Source organism: Streptomyces sp. NPDC001904 (assembly GCF_040297005.1).
Lineage (GTDB): Bacteria > Actinomycetota > Actinomycetes > Streptomycetales > Streptomycetaceae > Streptomyces.
On record NZ_JBEOYI010000008.1, the window covers coordinates 47,346 to 65,588 of the forward strand.

Annotated in this window: 18 protein-coding genes and 1 tRNA gene; 12 read left to right on the top strand and 7 right to left on the bottom strand. The window is 71.4% G+C overall.

The window, feature by feature from the left end; translation table 11 throughout:
* Window positions 1-3: 3 nt before the first annotated feature.
* Window positions 4-1,269 (bottom strand): HTTM domain-containing protein, encoded by a 1,266-nt coding sequence (locus ABT127_RS15230; protein WP_351449233.1) that lies wholly within the window; start codon window positions 1,267-1,269, stop codon window positions 4-6.
* Entirely contained in the window at window positions 1,266-2,081 is an 816-nt protein-coding gene (locus ABT127_RS15235) for a DUF5819 family protein (protein WP_351449235.1), read from the bottom strand. Before ABT127_RS15235 ends, ABT127_RS15230 begins: the two co-directional genes overlap by 4 nt.
* Before the next feature lie 290 nt (window positions 2,082-2,371).
* Between ABT127_RS15235 and paaA the strand changes: the two genes are divergently transcribed.
* The 6 genes from paaA to ABT127_RS15265 all read left to right on the top strand — a co-directional run bounded on the left by paaA (window position 2,372) and on the right by ABT127_RS15265 (window position 7,341).
* Window positions 2,372-3,388 carry a 1,2-phenylacetyl-CoA epoxidase subunit PaaA gene (paaA, locus tag ABT127_RS15240; protein ID WP_351449237.1) on the top strand — a complete coding sequence of 339 codons (1,017 nt, stop codon included), beginning with the start codon at window positions 2,372-2,374 and terminating at the stop codon, window positions 3,386-3,388.
* On the top strand, window positions 3,385-3,696 hold the full coding sequence (gene paaB / locus ABT127_RS15245) for a 1,2-phenylacetyl-CoA epoxidase subunit PaaB (RefSeq protein ID WP_351449240.1): 312 nt from the start codon (window positions 3,385-3,387) through the stop codon (window positions 3,694-3,696). The genes paaA and paaB overlap by 4 nt, the downstream gene beginning before the upstream one ends.
* Window positions 3,693-4,430: a 1,2-phenylacetyl-CoA epoxidase subunit PaaC gene (gene paaC, locus ABT127_RS15250; protein WP_351449242.1), complete on the top strand. Its 738-nt coding sequence runs from the start codon at window positions 3,693-3,695 to the stop codon at window positions 4,428-4,430. The genes paaB and paaC overlap by 4 nt, the downstream gene beginning before the upstream one ends.
* Entirely contained in the window at window positions 4,424-4,978 is a 555-nt protein-coding gene (gene paaD / locus ABT127_RS15255; protein ID WP_351449245.1) for a 1,2-phenylacetyl-CoA epoxidase subunit PaaD, read from the top strand. The genes paaC and paaD overlap by 7 nt, the downstream gene beginning before the upstream one ends.
* Window positions 4,978-6,063: a 1,2-phenylacetyl-CoA epoxidase subunit PaaE gene (gene paaE / locus ABT127_RS15260; RefSeq protein ID WP_351449247.1), complete on the top strand. Its 1,086-nt coding sequence runs from the start codon at window positions 4,978-4,980 to the stop codon at window positions 6,061-6,063. Before paaD ends, paaE begins: the two co-directional genes overlap by 1 nt.
* A 117-nt stretch (window positions 6,064-6,180) precedes the next feature.
* Window positions 6,181-7,341 (top strand): acyl-CoA dehydrogenase family protein, encoded by a 1,161-nt coding sequence (locus ABT127_RS15265; protein ID WP_351449249.1) that lies wholly within the window; start codon window positions 6,181-6,183, stop codon window positions 7,339-7,341.
* Between the two features lie 10 nt (window positions 7,342-7,351).
* Here the strand turns inward: ABT127_RS15265 and ABT127_RS15270 are convergent, their stop codons facing one another.
* From ABT127_RS15270 to ABT127_RS15285, 4 genes are all read right to left on the bottom strand, one after another.
* Window positions 7,352-7,699 carry a rhodanese-like domain-containing protein gene (locus tag ABT127_RS15270; protein WP_351449251.1) on the bottom strand — a complete coding sequence of 116 codons (348 nt, stop codon included), beginning with the start codon at window positions 7,697-7,699 and terminating at the stop codon, window positions 7,352-7,354.
* 31 nt (window positions 7,700-7,730) lie between these two features.
* The gene (locus tag ABT127_RS15275; RefSeq protein WP_351449868.1) at window positions 7,731-8,546 is read right to left on the bottom strand and encodes a J domain-containing protein; all 816 of its coding nucleotides are present in this window, start codon (window positions 8,544-8,546) and stop codon (window positions 7,731-7,733) included.
* Window positions 8,547-8,691: 145 nt separating this feature from the next.
* Window positions 8,692-10,146: a DUF2252 domain-containing protein gene (locus ABT127_RS15280; RefSeq protein WP_351449254.1), complete on the bottom strand. Its 1,455-nt coding sequence runs from the start codon at window positions 10,144-10,146 to the stop codon at window positions 8,692-8,694.
* 202 nt (window positions 10,147-10,348) lie between these two features.
* Entirely contained in the window at window positions 10,349-10,669 is a 321-nt protein-coding gene (locus ABT127_RS15285) for a winged helix-turn-helix transcriptional regulator (RefSeq protein ID WP_351449871.1), read from the bottom strand.
* Window positions 10,670-10,873: 204 nt separating this feature from the next.
* Here ABT127_RS15285 and ABT127_RS15290 point away from each other — a divergent pair, with 204 nt between their 5' ends.
* On the top strand, window positions 10,874-11,527 hold the full coding sequence (locus ABT127_RS15290) for an FMN-dependent NADH-azoreductase (RefSeq protein WP_351449256.1): 654 nt from the start codon (window positions 10,874-10,876) through the stop codon (window positions 11,525-11,527).
* A 154-nt stretch (window positions 11,528-11,681) separates the two neighbouring features.
* Here ABT127_RS15290 and ABT127_RS15295 read toward each other — a convergent pair.
* Window positions 11,682-11,765 (bottom strand) — tRNA-Leu (locus tag ABT127_RS15295).
* A gap of 445 nt (window positions 11,766-12,210) precedes the next feature.
* Here ABT127_RS15295 and ABT127_RS15300 point away from each other — a divergent pair.
* The 5 genes from ABT127_RS15300 to ABT127_RS15320 all read left to right on the top strand — a co-directional run bounded on the left by ABT127_RS15300 (window position 12,211) and on the right by ABT127_RS15320 (window position 18,207).
* Entirely contained in the window at window positions 12,211-13,059 is an 849-nt protein-coding gene (locus tag ABT127_RS15300) for an FHA domain-containing protein (RefSeq protein WP_351449259.1), read from the top strand.
* A gap of 10 nt (window positions 13,060-13,069) precedes the next feature.
* Window positions 13,070-13,591 carry an FHA domain-containing protein FhaB/FipA gene (locus ABT127_RS15305; RefSeq protein WP_351449262.1) on the top strand — a complete coding sequence of 174 codons (522 nt, stop codon included), beginning with the start codon at window positions 13,070-13,072 and terminating at the stop codon, window positions 13,589-13,591.
* A gap of 137 nt (window positions 13,592-13,728) precedes the next feature.
* The gene (locus tag ABT127_RS15310) at window positions 13,729-15,282 is read left to right on the top strand and encodes a Stp1/IreP family PP2C-type Ser/Thr phosphatase (protein WP_351449264.1); all 1,554 of its coding nucleotides are present in this window, start codon (window positions 13,729-13,731) and stop codon (window positions 15,280-15,282) included.
* A gap of 25 nt (window positions 15,283-15,307) precedes the next feature.
* Window positions 15,308-16,747, top strand: a complete 1,440-nt coding sequence (locus tag ABT127_RS15315; RefSeq protein ID WP_351449266.1) for an FtsW/RodA/SpoVE family cell cycle protein — start codon at window positions 15,308-15,310, stop codon at window positions 16,745-16,747.
* On the top strand, window positions 16,744-18,207 hold the full coding sequence (locus ABT127_RS15320; protein ID WP_351449268.1) for a peptidoglycan D,D-transpeptidase FtsI family protein: 1,464 nt from the start codon (window positions 16,744-16,746) through the stop codon (window positions 18,205-18,207). Before ABT127_RS15315 ends, ABT127_RS15320 begins: the two co-directional genes overlap by 4 nt.
* The last annotated feature ends 36 nt before the right edge of the window (window positions 18,208-18,243 follow it).

Genomic DNA, 18,243 nt, shown 5'->3' on the forward strand with positions numbered 1-18,243 from the left:
AGCCTACGTGCGCACCGCCGACGGCTCGGCGTCCTGCGCCGGACGCTGCTCCGGCACCGCCGCGTCCCCGCCCGCGCGCCCACCGACCGCACGCTCACGCGCGCGTGCGGCCCAGCCGCCGACCCGTCGCAGGAAGGACGTCGGCAGGAACACCGCGTCGGCGGCGATCATCGCGAGCGAGAAGAACGGCAGGCCCAGCACGACCGCGATGAACACATGCTCCGTGATCATGAAGACCAGCAGCACGTTCTTCATCTTGCGGTTGAAGACGGTGAACGGGAAGGCGACCTGGACGGCGACGGTCCCGTACGTCACGAGCATCACCATCGGGCCGAACGCGCTGAGCAGATCGCCCAGGGCGGGCCAGGGCGAGAAGTAGTCCAGGTGGAGCGGGTAGTAGACCGCGGTGCCGTCCTGCCAGCGGCCACCCTGGATCTTGTACCAGCCGGCCGTCGCGTAGATCAGGCACGCCTCGACCATGATGATCAACAGGGCCGCGTTGTGGGCGAGGTTGGCGACGACGTCGAACAACTGGCGCGCCTCACCGCGCTCGGAGCGGCGGTCGGCGAACCACCACAGCCCCTGGACGACCCACAGCCCCCAGAAGAAGAGCAGCCAGCCGAAGCTCACTCTGCCCGTGAAGGTGATCGTCGAGAGCGCGAGCCCGATCACCCACCACAGGACGGGCCCGGCCAGGTCCACTCCCGGCGAACCGAACCCGCCCGCACGCGCGCGTGCCGCGCGGCGCGCGTCGAGCGACCACACCTGTCCGCACCGGGTGAAGACCAGATAGATCGACATCAGGTGGATGACGTTGTCGCCGCCGTCCCCCATGAACACGCTGCGGTTCTGCAGCGACAGCACGCCGATCATGAACAGGACCGACATGACGCGGGTGCGCCAGCCCAGGAGCAGCAGGACGGAGGCGAGCACCGCGACGCCGTAGACGAACTCGAACCACACCCGGCTGTCCGACCACATCAGCGCGGTGAACGCGTCGTTGTTCGAGATCAGCTGCTGCGCCATGCCCCAGCTCCACGGGGCGTCGGGGCCGTACATCTCCCGCCGGTGCGGGAACTCGCGCAGCAGGAACAGCAGCCAGGTCGCCGAGAACCCGATGCGGACCACGGCGCTCTGGTAGGGGCCGAGCGCGGACGCGGTGACCCGCTCGATGCCGCTGCTCACCGCCCGGGAGGCGCGCTGCCCCAGGCTCTCGCCGTTCCGGTGCTCGGCGTGCTCCGCCGCCGCGTTCCGCTGGAAGCCGCTCATCGCGCACCGTCCGTCCGGTCCTGCGCGCGCACGTGCGTGCCGCTGTCGAGAGGCGCGTCGCGCGAGGTCACCGTCCACCAGGACAGCTGCCGGTAGACCGGCTTCTGGTTCACCTTCTCGTCACTCCACTTCGGGGGCGCGATCGTGACCGACCGGGAGCGGATCTGGACGCGCTCGATCACGTCGCCCTTGCCGGCGACGCCGAGCCGGTCGAAGCGGAGCACGAGGATGCGGCGCAGGTACTGCTCGGAGAGCGTGCCCCGCAGACCGGTCGACCGGTTCTGCGCGTCGTGCGAGCCGAGGTAGACGTCCCAGGCGCGGCGCAGTTCGTTCTGCGTGGTGTGGCTGGGCAGCGGATTGCCCTTGATCGCGGCGCCGTCCTGGGCGGACAGGTCGTACCAGCCGGTGGTGCGCTGTTCCCCGCCGGAGCCGCGCACCTCGGCGCGGGCCTGGACGGCGATGTTCTGCTGCAGCGGGTTGGGGGCGAACAGCTTCCAGTTCTGCTCGAACTCGGGGTAGACCCATTCGTCCACCGCCTTGCCGTGCCGCTTGGTGATCGTGTTCGACGGGGCGACGTGCAGGAACACCATCAGGATGTGCACGCACGCGACGACGGCGATGCCCGCGAGGGCCAGTGAGGCGGCGACCTGGCTCACCGGGGAGAGCGCGGCGAAGCCCTGGCGCCGGGGCTGCTGCGCGGACGGTTCGTGCGTCCCGTCGGGCGGCGGCGCGTCGCCTCCGGGCGGCGGTCCGGCCGGCGGCTCCGGTGCGGGCCCGTCGGCCTCGCCCGCAGCGCCTGCTTCGGTCTTCATCACTGTTCCCCGTTCCCCGTCCCGGTCCCGTCGTCTCCCGGCCCGTCCACCGCCGAACCGATTCCGCGCCGTCGACCCGCGGGTGCGGCGCACCGGCACGGTACTGGGGAGCGGCCCCGAAGCACAGGCGGCCGAGGTTATCCACAGGCCGGGTCATTCAGGGTTGACACCCTACGGCGCCGGGTCCCACCATTGAACTCGACGAACCGAACGATCGGTCGGGAGCGGACGGCGGCCCGGCCGCGCCGGACCGGCTCGTCATCGGCAGCCGAGTTCGAGGGGAACCGGGAATGGCGACAGCAGCCCCGCACCACGTGAAGAGCACCGAGAGCACCGGCAGCGCCGACCGCGCCGCGGAGTTCCAGGCGGTGTTCGACGCGGCGGTGGCCGCGGACGAGCGCATCGAGCCCCGCGACTGGATGCCCGACGCCTACCGCGCCACGCTCGTACGGCAGATCGCGCAGCACGCGCACTCCGAGATCATCGGCATGCAGCCGGAGGCCAACTGGATCACGCGCGCACCGTCCCTGCGCCGCAAGGCGATCCTGATGGCGAAGGTGCAGGACGAGGCGGGGCACGGGCTGTATCTCTACAGCGCGGCCGAGACCCTGGGCACCAGCCGCGACGAGCTGCTCGACAAGCTCCACAGCGGCCGCCAGAAGTACTCCTCGATCTTCAACTACCCGACGCTCACCTGGGCCGACGTCGGCGCGATCGGCTGGCTGGTGGACGGCGCGGCGATCACGAACCAGGTCCCGCTGTGCCGCTGCTCGTACGGCCCGTACGCCCGCGCGATGGTCCGGGTCTGCAAGGAGGAGTCCTTCCACCAGCGCCAGGGGTACGAGCTGCTGCTCGCCCTCAGCCGGGGCACCGAGGCCCAGCACGCGATGGCGCAGGACGCGGTGGACCGCTGGTGGTGGCCGTCGCTGATGATGTTCGGCCCGCCCGACGACGAGTCGGCGCACTCGGCCCAGTCGATGGCCTGGAAGATCAAGCGCCACTCGAACGACGAGCTGAGGCAGCGCTTCGTCGACATCTGCGTCCCGCAGGCCGCCTCCCTCGGTCTGACCCTCCCCGACCCGGACCTGGTGTGGAACGAGGAGCGCGGACAGCACGACTTCGGCCCGATCGACTGGTCGGAGTTCAAGGAGATCCTCAAGGGCAACGGCCCGTGCAACGAACAGCGGATCACCCAGCGCAGGCGCGCCCACGACGAGGGCGCCTGGGTCCGCGAGGCCGCCGCGGCCCACGCGGCCAAGCACACCACCACGGATCCGGCACCGACCCGAGAAGGCAGGGCAGCATGAGCGAGACCCCGAAGGCGCCCGGCGGCGCCGGTGAGTGGCCCCTGTGGGAGGTCTTCGTCCGCTCCCGCCGCGGTCTCGCCCACACCCACGCCGGCAGCCTGCACGCCCCGGACGCGGAGCTGGCCCTGCGCAACGCCCGGGATCTGTACACCCGCCGCGGCGAGGGCGTCTCCCTGTGGGTCGTCCCGTCCACGGCGATCACGGCGTCCTCGCCCGACGAGAAGGACCCGTTCTTCGAACCGGCGGCGGACAAGCCGTACCGGCACCCGACGTTCTACGAGATCCCGGAAGGGGTGAAGCACCTGTGACGCAGCGGACGCAGCCCTCGCAGGCCGGCGGCACGATTGCCGCCCTGGCCCTCGGCGACGACGCCCTGGTGCTCTCGCACCGCCTGGGGGAGTGGGCCGGCCACGCCCCGGTGCTGGAGGAGGAGGTCGCGCTGGCGAACATCGCGCTGGACCTGCTCGGCCAGGCCCGCGTCCTGCTGAGCACGGTCGGCGACGAGGACGAGCTGGCGTACCTGCGCGAGGAGCGCGACTTCCGCAATCTCCAGCTGGTCGAGCAGCCGAACGGCGACTTCGCCCACACCATCGCCCGCCAGCTGTTCTTCTCCACGTACCAGCACCTTCTGTACGGCCGACTGGCCGACGGCGAGGGCGAGTTCGCCCCCCTGGCCGCCAAGGCGGTCAAGGAGGTGGCCTACCACCGGGACCACGCCCGGCAGTGGACGCTGCGGCTCGGCGACGGCACGCAGGAGAGCCACGCGCGCATGCGGCGCGCGGTCGAGGCGCTCTGGCGCTTCACCGGCGAGATGTTCCAGCCGCTTCCGGGAGTGGAGCTCGACTGGGACGAGCTGCGCGCCGGTTGGACGGAGGCGGTCACCGACGTCCTGCGGGAGGCGACGCTCGCCGTCCCCGAGGGCCCGCAGAGCGGTGGCTGGAGCGCGGGAGCGGGGCGTCAGGGCCTGCACACCGAGCCGTTCGGCCGGATGCTCGCCGAGATGCAGCACCTGCACCGCAGCCACCCGGGGGCGACATGGTGACCGCGCCGCTCACCCCGCTGGAGACCGAGCTGCTGCGTGTCGCGGGCTCGGTGCCCGACCCCGAGCTGCCCGTGCTGACCCTGGAGGAGCTGGGTGTGCTGCGCGCCGTGCACACCCTCGGCCCGGGCCGCGTCGAGGTCGAGCTGAGCCCGACGTACACCGGATGTCCCGCGATCGAGGCCATGTCGGCCGACATCGAGCGGGTCCTGCACGAGCACGGCATCCCCGAGGTCACCGTCCGCCCGGTCCTCTCCCCGGCCTGGTCCACCGACGACATCAGCCCCGAAGGCCGCCGCAAGCTGCGGGAGTTCGGGATCGCGCCCCCGCGCACCACCCGCGCCCCCGCCGGCCCGGTCCCCGTGGCGCTCGGAGCGACCCGGCACACCACCGGGTCCGTCACCGGACCGGTGAGCGCGGAGCCGGTGGCCTGCCCGCACTGCGGATCGGCCGAGACCGAACTGCTCAGCCGGTTCTCCTCCACCGCCTGCAAGGCGCTGCGCCGCTGTCTCGACTGCCGCGAACCCTTCGACCACTTCAAGGAGCTGTGATGGCAGCACCCGCGCGGGCCCGCTTCCACCGGCTCCGGGTCACGGCGGTCGACCGGCTCACCGACGACTCGGTGGCGCTGACCTTCGCCGTCCCCGAGGAGCTGCGCGAGCGGTACCGGCACGCCCCGGGCCAGCACCTCGCGCTGCGCCGCACCGTGGACGGCGCGGAGGTTCGCCGTACGTACTCGATCTGCTCCGCCGCCCCCGCCGACGGTGCCCCGCGCACCCTGCGGGTCGGCGTGCGCCTGGTCGACGGCGGCGCGTTCTCCACGTACGCCCACAAGGAGATCGCGGTGGGGGACGAGGTGGAGGTGATGACCCCGGCCGGCCGCTTCACCCTCGACCCGGCCCCCGGGCACTACGCGGCGGTGGTCGGCGGCAGCGGCATCACCCCGGTGCTCTCCATCGCGACGACGCTCCTGGAGCGGGCGCCCGCGGCCCGTTTCTGTCTGATCCGCAGCGACCGGACCTCCGCCTCGACGATGTTCCTGGAGGAGGTCGCGGACCTGAAGGACCGCTACCCGGACCGGTTCCAGCTGGTCACCGTCCTCTCCCGGGAGGAGCAGCAGGCGGGCCCGGTCTCGGGGCGGCTCGGCCAGGAGCGGCTGACGTCGCTGCTGCCCGCGCTGCTGCCGGTGGAGCGGATCGCCGGCTGGTTCCTGTGCGGTCCCTTCGGCCTGGTGCAGGGCGCCGAGCGGGCACTGCGCGGCCTCGGAGTGCAGCGGACCCGCATCCACGAGGAGATCTTCCATGTGGACGGCGGCCCGGACACCGACCGGCCCGCCGTCGCCCCGGCCTCGGCCCCCGCGCACAGCACGGTCACCGCGCAGCTCGACGGACGGTCCGGCAGCTGGCCGGTGCGGGACGGCGAGTCCCTGCTGGACGCGGTGCTGCGCAACCGGGCGGACGCGCCCTACGCCTGCAAGGGCGGAGTCTGCGGCACGTGCCGCGCCTTCCTCGTCTCGGGCTCGGTGCGCATGGACCGCAACTTCGCGCTCGAACCGGAGGAGACCGACGCGGGGTACGTCCTGGCCTGCCAGTCCCGTCCGACCACGGAGAAGGTGGAGCTCGACTTCGACCGCTGACCCGCCTGACCGCGGCGCGCCTGCGCCTGTTCCCTTCTCGTAGAACCTGTTCTATCTTGACGCTCCGTCAGATCCCGCTGGGGGTCAGGGAGCCGAGCAGGAACGGGAGGACAGCCGGTGGACTTCACCTTCTCCGAGGAGCAACAGGCGGCGGTCGAGGCGGCGCGGGCGGTGTTCACACCGGTCGCGCCCGACAGCGTGCCCAGTCCCTCGCTCACCGCCGGCGCCGTGGCCGAGGACTTCGACCGCGCGCTGTGGTCCAAGGCCGCCGACGCCGATCTGCTCAGCCTGCTCATCACGCCCGAGCACGGCGGCGCCGGACTCGACGCCATCGCGCTCTGTCTGGTGCTGCGCGAATCCGCGAAGGTCCTCGCCCGCATCCCGCTCCTGGAGCACAGCGCGGCGGCGGCGACCGTGGAGGCGTACGGCGGCGAGGAGCTGAAGCGGGAGATCCTCCCCCGCGCGGCCGACGGCCGTCTCGCCCTGACCGTGGCGGCGGCGGGCCGTACCGGACACGACCCGGCCGAACTGACGGTGACCGCCCGCCGCGAGGGCGCCTCGGGGACGGGCGGCTGGGTCCTGGACGGGGTGCAGACGGCGGTGCCGTGGGCCTGGGGCGCCGACCGCGTCCTCGTCCCCGCGCACACCGGTGACGGCGCCCCGGTACTGGCGGTCCTGCCCGGTCCGGGCCGGGGCGAGGACCTGCCGGGGCTCACCTTCACCGAGCAGATCTCCACGACCGGCGAGCGCCTCGCCGAACTGCGTCTGGACGGTGTGCACCTGGACGACCGGCACCTCGTCGACGACGCCGCGGCCTGGCCCCGGCTGCACGATCTGCTCGCCACCGGCACCTGCGCGCTGGCGCTCGGCCTCGGCGAGGGGGTGCTGAAGATGACCAGCGACTACGCGGGCAAGCGCGAGCAGTTCGGGCATCCGATCGCCACGTTCCAGGCCGTCGCCGTCCAGGCCGCCGACCGCTACATCGATCTGCGCGCCATGGAGGCCACCCTGTGGCAGGCGGCCTGGCGGCTCAGCACCGGGGCGGGCGGCGCGCTGCCGGTCGCCGGTGACGTCGCGGTCGCCAAGAGCTGGGCGTCCGACGGCGTCCGCCGGGTCGTCCAGACCGCGCAGCACCTGCACGGCGGCTTCGGCGCCGACACGGACTACCCACTGCACCGCTACCACGCCTGGGCCAAGCACCTGGAGCTCTCGCTCGGCCCGGCCGCCGCCCACGAGGAGGCACTCGGCGATCTGCTCGCCGCCCATCCCCTGGGCTGAGCGGTCCGGATCAGACGACGGCGCCCGGCTGTCCCTCGTCGTCCACGACGGGGCGGCCGGCCGCTTCCCACGCCTGCATGCCGCCCGCGACGTTGACCGCGTCGATGCCCTGCTGCACCAGATAGGCCGTGACCTGGGCGGAGCGCCCGCCGACCCGGCACACCACATTGACCCGGGCGTCCTGCGGGGCCGCCTCGGTGAACTCGCCGAACCGCGCCACGAACTCGCTCATCGGAATGTGCAGCGCGTCCGCGGCGTGACCCGCGTGCCACTCGTCGTTCTCCCGCACGTCGAGCAGGAAGTCGCCTTCCTTGAGCTCGTCGACTCCGACCGTGGGCACACCAGAACCAAAGACCATGCCCCCGACGCTACCCGACCGCCCGCCGCGCTCAGCCCGCGGTGATCCGCTCCAGCTCGGCCTCCCGCTCGGCGACCTGCGCGAGCAGTTGCTCGGCGATCTCGTCGAGCAGCTTGTCCGGGTCGTCCGGCGCCATCCGCAGCATCGAGCCGATCGCGCCCTCCTCCAGCTCCCGGGCCACGGCCGTCAGCAGCTCCTTGCGCTGGGCCAGCCAGTCGAGCCGGGCGTACAGCTCCTCGCTCGGCGAGGGCTCCCGCTCCGGCGGCACCGGACCCGCCGCCCACTCCTCGGCCAGTTCCCGCAGCAGGGGCTCGTCGCCGCGCGCGTACGCCGCGTTCACCCGCGAGATGAACTCGTCGCGCCGCTCCCGCTCCTTCTCGTCCTGGGCCAGGTCCGGGTGCGCCTTGCGTGCCAGCTCGCGGTAGAGCTTGCGGGCCTCCTCGCTGGGCCGCACCCGCTGCGGCGGGCGCACCTGCTGGTCGGTGAGCATCGCGACGGCCTCCGGGAACAGTCCGTCCCCGTCCATCCACCCGTGGAACAGCTCCTCGACACCGGGCATCGGCAGCACCCGCGCCCGCGCCTCGTCGGCCCGGCTGCGGTCCTCCGGGTCCCCGGTGCGCTCCGCCGTCGCCTCGGCGATCAGCGCCTCCAGCTCGTCGAGCCGGGCGTACATCGGGCCGAGCTTCTGGTGGTGGAGGCGCGAGAAGTTCTCCACCTCGACCCGGAAGGTCTCCACGGCGATCTCGAACTCGATCAGCGCCTGCTCGGCGGCGCGCACCGCCCGCTCCAGGCGCTCCTCGGGCCGCTCCTGCCGCTGCTCCCGAGACCGCTCGATCCGTTCCTTCAGCTGGTCCTTGAGCCGCTCCCGAGGCTGCTCCTCGGGCTGCTCTGCCACGTCGTCGGTCTCCGGGGTCGTCACCCGTCCAGCGTAGGGCACGGTCCGGCAGGGGCGATCCGGCGTCGACCGGTGCCCCGCCCTCGGCCCCGTGCCGTCAGACCCCCGCCTCCGCGGCCACCCGCCCCTCCCGGACGGCCCGCACCAGCTCCCCGTGGTCCGCCTCGGTGCGGTCCGCGTAGGCCACCGCGAACGACGCGACGGCCTCGTCCAGCTCCTCGTTCTTCCCGCAGTACCCGGCGATCAGCCGGGGATCCGCGCTGTGGGCATGGGCGCGGGCGAGCAGGGCGCCGGTCATCCGCCCGTAGTCGTCCAGCTGGTCGGCGGCGAGCGCGGCCGGGTCGACGCTGCCCTTGCGGTTGCGGAACTGCCGCACCTGGAAGGGCCGTTCACCGACCGAGGTCCAGCCCAGCAGGAAGTCGCTGACCACCTGCATCCGCTTCTGCCCGAGGACCACCCGCCGCCCCTCGTGCGCGACCGGTCCCGGCGTGAAGCCGACCGCCGGCAGATGCGGCAGCAGGACCGACGGCCGCGCCTCCTTCACCTGGAGCACCAGCGGCTCACCGCGGTGGTCGAGGAGCAGCACCACGTACGACCTGGTCCCCACGCTCCCGGTGCCGACGACCCGGAACGCCACGTCGTGGATCGCGTACCGCCCGAGCAGCGGCAGCCGGTCCTCGGTCAGGGTCGCCAGATAGGCCCCCAGCGAGCCGGCGACGGCGGCAGCGTCCTGGTCGGACGTCCGCCGCAGCACCGGCGGCGCGTCCACGAACCGCCGCCCGCCGCCCTCCACCGCGATCGTGGACCTGGCGGCGAACCGGCCGCTGGTGTTGTTCCGCGCCTTCTCCGAGACCCGCTCCAGCGTGCCGAGCAGATCGTGGGCGTCGGTGTGCGAGACGAGCTCCTCGTCCGCTATCGCGTTCCACGCGTCCAGCGCGGGCAGTTTCGCGAGCAGCCGCATGGTGCGCCGGTAGGCACCCGTCGCGTCGTGCGCCGCCTTCCTGCACGTGTCCTCGTCGGCCCCGGCCTCCCGGCCGGCGAGCACCAGCGAGGTCGCGAGCCGCTTCACGTCCCACTCCCAAGGGCCGTGCACCGTCTCGTCGAAGTCGTTCAGGTCGATGACGAGGCCGCCGCGGGCGTCGCCGTACAGACCGAAGTTGCCGGCGTGGGCGTCACCGCAGATCTGGGCGCCGATGCCGGTCAGCGGGGTGCGCGCCAGGTCGTACGCCATCAGTCCGGCGGAGCCGCGCAGGAAGGCGAAGGGGGTCGCGGCCATCCGCCCGACCCGGATCGGGGTCAGCTCCGCGATCCGGCCGCGGTTGGACTCCTCGACGGCGGTCACCGCGTCGGGCCGCCCCGCGTCCGGCTCGAAGGAGGCGTGCGCCGACCTCGGGACGTCCCCGCGCAGGGCCTTGCCGGCCGCCTTCGGGGACTCCCTGTGCGCCGTCTCCGCGAGGACCTCCGCGAACCCGTCCACCCGCGGCACCCGCGGGCCACGGACGCCCCCGTCGCCCTGCCTCGGCAGCGCCACCACATCGCCGATTCCGCCCATGCCGATCGCCTCCCCCCGTCCCCTGCGGGACACGTGCACACCACACCGCTGCTCGAACCGGCCACGACCGTACCGCCGCCCGCGAAGCTCCGCCGGACCCTGTGGAAAACCCACGGCCTGTGCACAACTTCGCCGCCCGGCCGCCGGTCTCCCCGGTCTCCCCGGTCTCGCCGGTCTCGCCGGTCTCGCCGGTCTCGCCGGTCTACTTCCGGAACTCCTCCGGGCACGTCCCGCCCTCGGCCCCCAGGTACTTCGCGGCCCAGTCCCCCAGCTCGTCCAGCGACGGCTTCAGCGCCGCCCCCGCCTCGGTGAGCCGGTAGGAGACCCGCAGCGGCGGCCCCTCGTCGACCTGGCGCAGGACGAGCCCGACGGTGCTCAGCTCCGTGAGCCGGTCGGAGAGCATGCGTTCGCTGATGCCGGGGATGGCTCGGCGCAGATCGGCGAAGTGGACGGGCCGCTGGATCAGCGCGGCCACGATCAGCCCCGTCCAGCGCTTGCCGAGCAGCCCGAAGACCCTGGTCATGCCGATGTCGACCGTCGAGCACGCCTCAGGGGTGTGCACCGCGGGAGCCTCCGCGCCGCACGCGTCCGCCCGCTTCCTGTCCTGCTCGCTGCCCGCCATGGGTCCAGGGTACTGGTTTCTCGTACGGTGATGAAAAAAAGTAAGTACCTGTGCTATTACTAGCTACGTACTCATCTATAGCCGATACTTCGGGAGACACCCCCCATGGCCACCCTGCTGCACCTCGACTCCTCGGTCTTCTCCGGTCCCGCCTCGTCCTCGCGCCCCGTGACGGAGGCCTTCCGCAACGCCTGGCTGGAGCAGCACCCCGAGGGCACGGTCGTCTACCGCGACCTGGCGGCGGACCCGGTGCCGCACATCACCGCCGACGCCCACCTCGCCGGCTTCACGGCCGCGGACGCCCACACGCCCGAGCAGGCCGCCGCCTTCGCCGCGCGCGTGCAGCTCATCGAGGAGCTGGAGAACGCGGACGCGATCCTGATCGGCGCCCCGATGTACAACTACTCGATCCCGTCGACGCTGAAGGCGTGGCTGGACAACGTGATCCTGTTCGGCCGCACCGCGGGCGTCGACGCCCCGGCCGCCAAGGGCACCCCGGTCACCGTCGTCGCCAGCCGCGGCGGCTCCTACGCGCCGGGCACCCCGCGCGAGGGCATGGAGTACGTCCAGAACTTCCTGGCCGCCACCCTGCGCGACACCCTGCAGCTCGACCTCGACTTCATCGTCCCGGAGCTGACCATGGCGCCGACGAACCCGGCCATGTCCGAGCTCGTCCCCCTCTTCGAGGCCTCCCGCGAGAAGGCCCTCCAGGACGCGCAGGAGAAGGGCAAGGCCACGGCCACCCGCGTCGCCGCCTGAAGGTGACATAACCCACAGAGGCGCCACGGGTCCGTCGACCCGTGGCGCCTCACGCGCGCGTACGCCCCCGCATGCCCCCGTGGACGGCCGCACGCCCCTGCGTGCGGCAACGCAAAAGCCCCGCAGATCCGAAGATCTGCGGGGCTTTTCGCTGTGCGCGAGGGGGGAGTTGAACCCCCACGCCCTTTCGGGCACTGGAACCTGAATCCAGCGCGTCTGCCTATTCCGCCACCCGCGCATTGGGTGTGTCCTCCGGCTCCTTGCCCTTGTGGGCCCGGCGCCTTCCGACATGCAGAAGATTAGCACGCTGCCAGGGGTGGATTCACATCCGATTCCGCGGGCATCCGACGGGCACCCGACGCAGGTCGCCGTCACCCCCCACCATGGGGCGGCGGCACCGATGTGCCGTGCGCCGGCCACAGTCCGGTCGCGGCCTTGCCGGACCCCGACCGCTCCACAGCCGCGTACGGGACACTGTCCGGAGGCCACCTCTACGATCCCTCTCAGGAGGGTCCGCAGCAGGGGCCCCGGAGCAGTCTGTGAGCGTCGACACTCGTCGACCGGGCGGACAGGGGGAACCAGCCGATTTCCCGACGCGTGGATACGATCAGTAAGCAGTACGACGAAGCACGAGAGCGCGACAGCCACGGCAAGCAGGACAGCTACGAAGAAGGAGGTGCCCCATGGGAGTCCTGAAGAAGTTCGAGCAGCGTCTCGAAGGTCTGGTCAACGGCACCTTCGCGAAGGTCTTCAAGTCCGAGGTGCAGCCCGTCGAGATCGCGGGAGCGCTGCAGCGCGAGTGCGACAACAACGCGACGATCTGGAACCGCGAGCGGACCGTCGTCCCCAATGACTTCATCGTGGAGCTCAGCGCACCGGACTACGAGCGCCTGAGCCCGTACTCGGGACAGCTCGGCGACGAGCTGTCCGGCATGGTGCGCGACTACGCGAAGCAGCAGCGGTACACCTTCATGGGTCCCATCAAGGTGCACCTGGAGAAGGCGGACGACCTGGACACGGGTCTGTACCGGGTGCGCAGCCGCACCCTCGCCTCCTCCACCAGCCAGGCGCAGCCCGAGCGGGCCGAGCGACCCGAGCGCCCCGCGGCCGGCCGGCCGCAGACGCCCGGTGGCTACGGCTACCCGCCCGCGGCCGCCCCGCCGATGCCGTCGGCGCCGCCCCCCGGGCGGCCCGCACAGGCCCCGGCCGCACACCGGCCCGCCGCCGCGGCGGGCCCGCTGCCGGGCACCCGCGTCCGGCACTGGATCGAGATCAACGGCACCCGCCACCAGATCTCCCGCCCCACCCTCGTGCTCGGCCGCTCCACGGAGGCCGACGTGCGGGTCGACGACCCCGGCGTCTCGCGCCGGCACTGCGAGATCCGCACCGGCACCCCCTCCACGATCCAGGACCTCGGGTCCACGAACGGGATCGTGGTGGACGGCCAGCACACGACCCGCGCTACGCTCCGCGACGGCTCGCGGATCGTCGTGGGCCAAACCACCATCGTTTACCGGCAAGCCGAAGGGTGAAGCGGGGGCAATGTCAGAGCTGACCCTGACGGTCATGCGGTTGGGTTTCCTGGCCGTTCTGTGGCTGTTCGTGATCGTGGCCGTACAGGTCATCCGCAGCGATCTGTTCGGCACGCGCGTCACCGCGCGCGGCTCGCGCCGTGACAGCGGACGCCAGCAGCAGACCGCACGCCAGGCGGCCACGCCGCCGCAGCAACAGCAGCGCCAACAGCAGGCGGGGGGCCGCCAGCGGCGCGGAGCCCCGAGCAAACTGGTGGTCTCCGAGGGGAGCCTCACGGGCACCACGGTCGCCCTCCAGGGGCAGACCATCACGCTCGGCCGCGCGCACGACAGCACGATCGTGCTGGACGACGACTACGCGTCCAGCAGGCACGCCCGGATCTACCCGGACCGGGACGGCCAGTGGATCGTCGAGGACCTCGGGTCCACGAACGGCACGTACCTCGACCGGAACCGCCTGACGACCCCCACGCCGATCCCCCTGGGTGCACCGATCCGCATCGGCAAGACCGTCATCGAGCTGCGGAAGTAGTGCTACATCATGATTAGGCGCGAGCGGAGCGAGCGAGCCGACGCGGTTGTCCCGGACCGGGACACCGGCACGCTCCCGACCGGAGGGTGGGCACCGTGCGGATGTACCCGGAGTCGGAATCGACGGGGCAGGTGCGCATGAGTCTGTCACTGCGCTTCGCCGCCGGATCACACAAGGGCATGATCCGCGAGGGCAACGAGGACTCCGGTTACGCCGGTCCGCGGCTCCTCGCGATCGCCGACGGCATGGGCGGCCAGGCCGCCGGTGAGGTCGCCTCCTCCGAGGTGATCTCCACCATCGTCGCGCTCGACGACGACGTGCCCGGCTCCGACATCCTGACCTCGCTCGGCACCGCCGTGCAGCGGGCCAACGACCAGCTGCGCATGATGGTCGAGGAGGACCCGCAGCTGGAGGGCATGGGGACGACCCTGACCGCCCTGCTGTGGACCGGCCAGCGGCTCGGCCTCGTCCACGTCGGCGACTCGCGCGCGTACCTGCTGCGCGACGGCGTGCTCACACAGATCACGCAGGACCACACCTGGGTGCAGCGCCTCGTCGACGAGGGCCGCATCACCGAGGAAGAGGCCACCACGCACCCGCAGAGGTCCCTCCTCATGCGGGCGCTGGGCAGCGGCGACCACGTCGAACCGGACCTCTCCATCCGCGAGGTGCGGGCCGGCGACCGGTACCTGATCTGCTCCGACGGCCTGTCCGGCGTCGTCTCCCACCAGACGATGGAGGAGACCCTCGCCAGCTACCAGGGCCCGCAGGAGACGGTCCAGGACCTGATCCAGCTGGCCCTGCGCGGCGGCGGCCCGGACAACATCACCGTGATCGTCGCCGATGTCCTCGACATCGACGGCGGGGACACCCTCGCCGGACACATCTCCGACGCCCCGGTCATCGTGGGCGCCGTCGCGGAGAACCAGCACCAGCTGCACGACGGCGGCGCCATGGAGACCCCGGCGGGCCGCGCGGCGGCGCTCGGCCGCGGCTCGGGCCGGCCGGTGCCGGGCCAGGGCGGTGGCGGCGAGTTCGGCCCGCCCGGCAGCGGCGACAGCACCGGTTACGCGCCCGAGGGGGACTTCGGCGCGTACTCCGACGAGGACTTCGTGAAGCCGCGCCGCGGCCGCAGGTGGATCAAGAGATCGCTGTACATCGTGCTCGCCCTCGGCGTCATCGGCGGTGGTCTCTACGGCGGTTACCGCTGGACGCAGACCCAGTACTTCGTCGGCTCGAACGACGACCACGTGGCGCTCTACCGCGGCATCAACCAGGACCTCGCCTGGGTGAACCTGTCGAAGGTGGAGAAGGATCACCCGGAGATCGCGCTCAAGTACCTGCCGCCCTACCAGCAGAAGCAGGTCGAGGAGACGATCACCGAAGGCGACCTGGCAGCCGCCCAGGACAAGATCGACGAACTCTCCGCACAGGCCACGGCATGCGAGAAGCAGGCCGAGCGGCAGAAGGCCGAGAACGAGAAGAACGCGAAGACCGGCGAGGGCGAAGCAGGCGGAACCACCACCGGTGGGACCGCGTCCAAGGCCTCGTACCGCGTGGCCACCGCCACCCCCACGCCGAATCCGTCCTCGTCGCCGTCCGGCAAGTCCAAGTCCTCTCCCACGCCCACTCCTGGCCCCACTCTCTCCGACGAAGAGCAGCAGCTGGCCAAGGCGTGCGCACAGCAGTAGAAGCCGTTGGGGGCCTCAGCACGCCATGAGCAGTTCTCTCAGTAGTAGTTCCACGACCCATACGTCGACCATCGGCGCGATCGGCGCACCCAGCCGGCGCAACACCGAGCTGGCCCTGCTGGCGTTCGCGGTGGTCATCCCGGTCTTCGCGTACGCCAATGTGGGCCTCGCGCTCGACGGCTCACTGCCGGCCGGGCTGCTCGGCTACGGGCTCGGCCTCGGCCTGCTCGCCGGCGTCGCCCACATCGTCGTACGGAAATTCGCGGCGTACGCGGACCCGCTGCTGCTGCCGCTGGCCACGCTCCTCAACGGCCTGGGTCTCGTCGTCATCTGGCGGCTCGACCAGTCGAAGCTGCTCCAGTCGATCGGGCAGGCGGGCAGTGCCGCGCCGAAGCAGCTGATGTACACGGCGATCGGCATCGCGTTCTTCATCGCGGTGCTGATCTTCCTGAAGGACCACCGCGTCCTGCAGCGCTACACCTACATCTCGATGCTCGGCGCGATCGTCCTGCTGCTGCTGCCGCTGGTCCCGGGCCTCGGCGTGAACATCTACGGCGCCAAGATCTGGATCCACATCGGCGGCTTCTCCATCCAGCCCGGTGAGTTCGCGAAGATCGCTCTGGCGATCTTCTTCGCCGGTTACCTCATGGTGAAGCGGGACGCGCTGGCGCTGGCCTCGCGCCGCTTCATGGGGCTCTACCTGCCGCGCGGCCGCGACCTCGGCCCGATCATCGTGGTCTGGGCGATCTCGATCCTCATCCTGGTCTTCGAGACCGACCTCGGTACCTCGCTGCTGTTCTTCGGCATGTTCGTGATCATGCTGTACGTCGCCACCGAGCGGACCAGCTGGATCGTCTTCGGTCTGCTGATGTCCGCGGTCGGCGCCGTCGGTGTGGCCAGCTTCGAGCCGCACATCCAGCAGCGCGTCGACGCCTGGCTCGACCCGATGAAGGAGTACCTGCTCAGCCGGCAGGGCGTCGGGGGCCACTCCGAGCAGGCCATGCAGGCGCTGTGGGCGTTCGGTTCCGGTGGCACGCTGGGCACCGGCCTCGGCCAGGGCCACTCCGAGCTGATCCGGTTCGCCGCGAACTCCGACTTCATCCTCGCCACCTTCGGCGAGGAGCTGGGCCTGGCCGGCCTGATGGCGCTGCTGCTGATCTACGCACTGATCGTCGAGCGCGGTGTGCGCACCGCACTCGCCGCCCGCGACCCCTTCGGCAAGCTGCTCGCCGTCGGTCTGTCCGGCGCGTTCGCGCTCCAGGTCTTCGTCGTCGCCGGCGGTGTCATGGGACTCATCCCGCTGACCGGTATGACGATGCCGTTCCTCGCGTACGGCGGTTCCTCCGTGATCGCGAACTGGGCACTGATCGGCATCCTGATCCGGATCAGCGACACCGCGCGCCGGCCCGCGCCCAGCCCGACGCCCAGTCCCGACGCCGAGATGACCCAGGTGGTCCGACCGTGAACAAGCCCCTGCGCCGCATCGCGATCTTCTGCGGACTCCTGGTCCTGACCCTGCTGATCCGTGACAACTGGCTCCAGTACGTCAAGGCCGACAGCCTCGCCTCCGACGACGACAACCGCCGCGTCGCCATCGCCCGTTACTCGACGCCGCGCGGCGACATCATCGTCGACGGCAAGTCGATCACCGGCTCCAAGGAGACCAGCGGCACCGACCTGAAGTACAAGCGGACCTGGAAGGACGGGCCCATGTGGTCGCCCGTCACCGGGTACGCCTCGCAGGTCGTCGGCGCCACCCAGATCGAGTCGATCGAGGACGGCATCCTCACCGGCAACGACGACCGGCTCTTCTTCCGCAACACGCTCGACATGATCACGGGCAAGAAGAAGGAGGGTGGCAACGTCGTCACCACCCTCAACGCCAGGGCGCAGAAGGCCGCCTACGACGGCCTGAAGAACCGGGGCAAGGGCGCCGTCGCCGCCATCGAGCCGTCCACCGGCAAGATCCTCGCGCTCGCCTCCACGCCCTCGTACGACCCCTCGTCGTTCGCCGGGAACAGCAACGACGACGGCGCGACCTTCTCCAAGCTCGACAAGGACAAGGACAAGCCGCTCCTGAACCGCGCGCTGCGCGAGACGTACCCGCCGGGTTCGACGTTCAAGCTGGTCACGGCCGCCGCGGCGCTGGAGAGCGGCGACTACGACCCGGACAAGAAGACGCAGACGCCGCTCCCGTGGACCATGCCGGGCACCACGACGCCGCTGAAGAACGAAGGCAACATCCCGTGTGAGAACGCGACGCTGCGGGTCGCCCTGAAGGTCTCCTGCAACACCGTCTTCGGCAAGATCGGCTCCGACCTCGGCAACGAGAAGATGGTCGACGAGGCCGAGAAGTTCGGCTTCAACAAGGAGCAGTTCGTCCCGGTCCGCTCGAACGCGTCGAACTTCGACGACGACATGAACCCGTCGCAGACCGCCCTGTCGTCCATCGGCCAGTACAACACCGCGGCCACCCCGCTGCAGATGGCCATGGTCGCCTCCGCGGTCGCCAACGACGGCAAGCTGATGAAGCCGTACATGATCGACGAGCTCAAGGCCTCGAACCTCGACACCATCGAGAAGACCGAGCCGGAGGAGCTGAGCCAGCCGCTCTCCGAGGACAACGCGCAGAAGCTCCAGTCGATGATGGAGACCGTCGTCAACGACCCGGGCGGCACGGGCTCCAACGCCAAGATCCCGGGCGCCATCGTCGGCGGCAAGACCGGTACCGCCCAGCACGGTGTCGACAACAGCGAGAAGCCGTACGCCTGGTTCGTCAGCTACGCCAAGACCAGCTCCGGAACGCCGGTCGCGGTGGCCGTGGTCGTCGAGGACAGCGACGCCAGCCGCCAGGACATCTCCGGTGGCGGTCTGGCCGCCCCGATCGCGAAAAGCGTGATGGAAGCGGTCATCAACAGCAAGTGAGGGTGGGCGTTCACCGGGTCCTGTGAACCCGGTCAC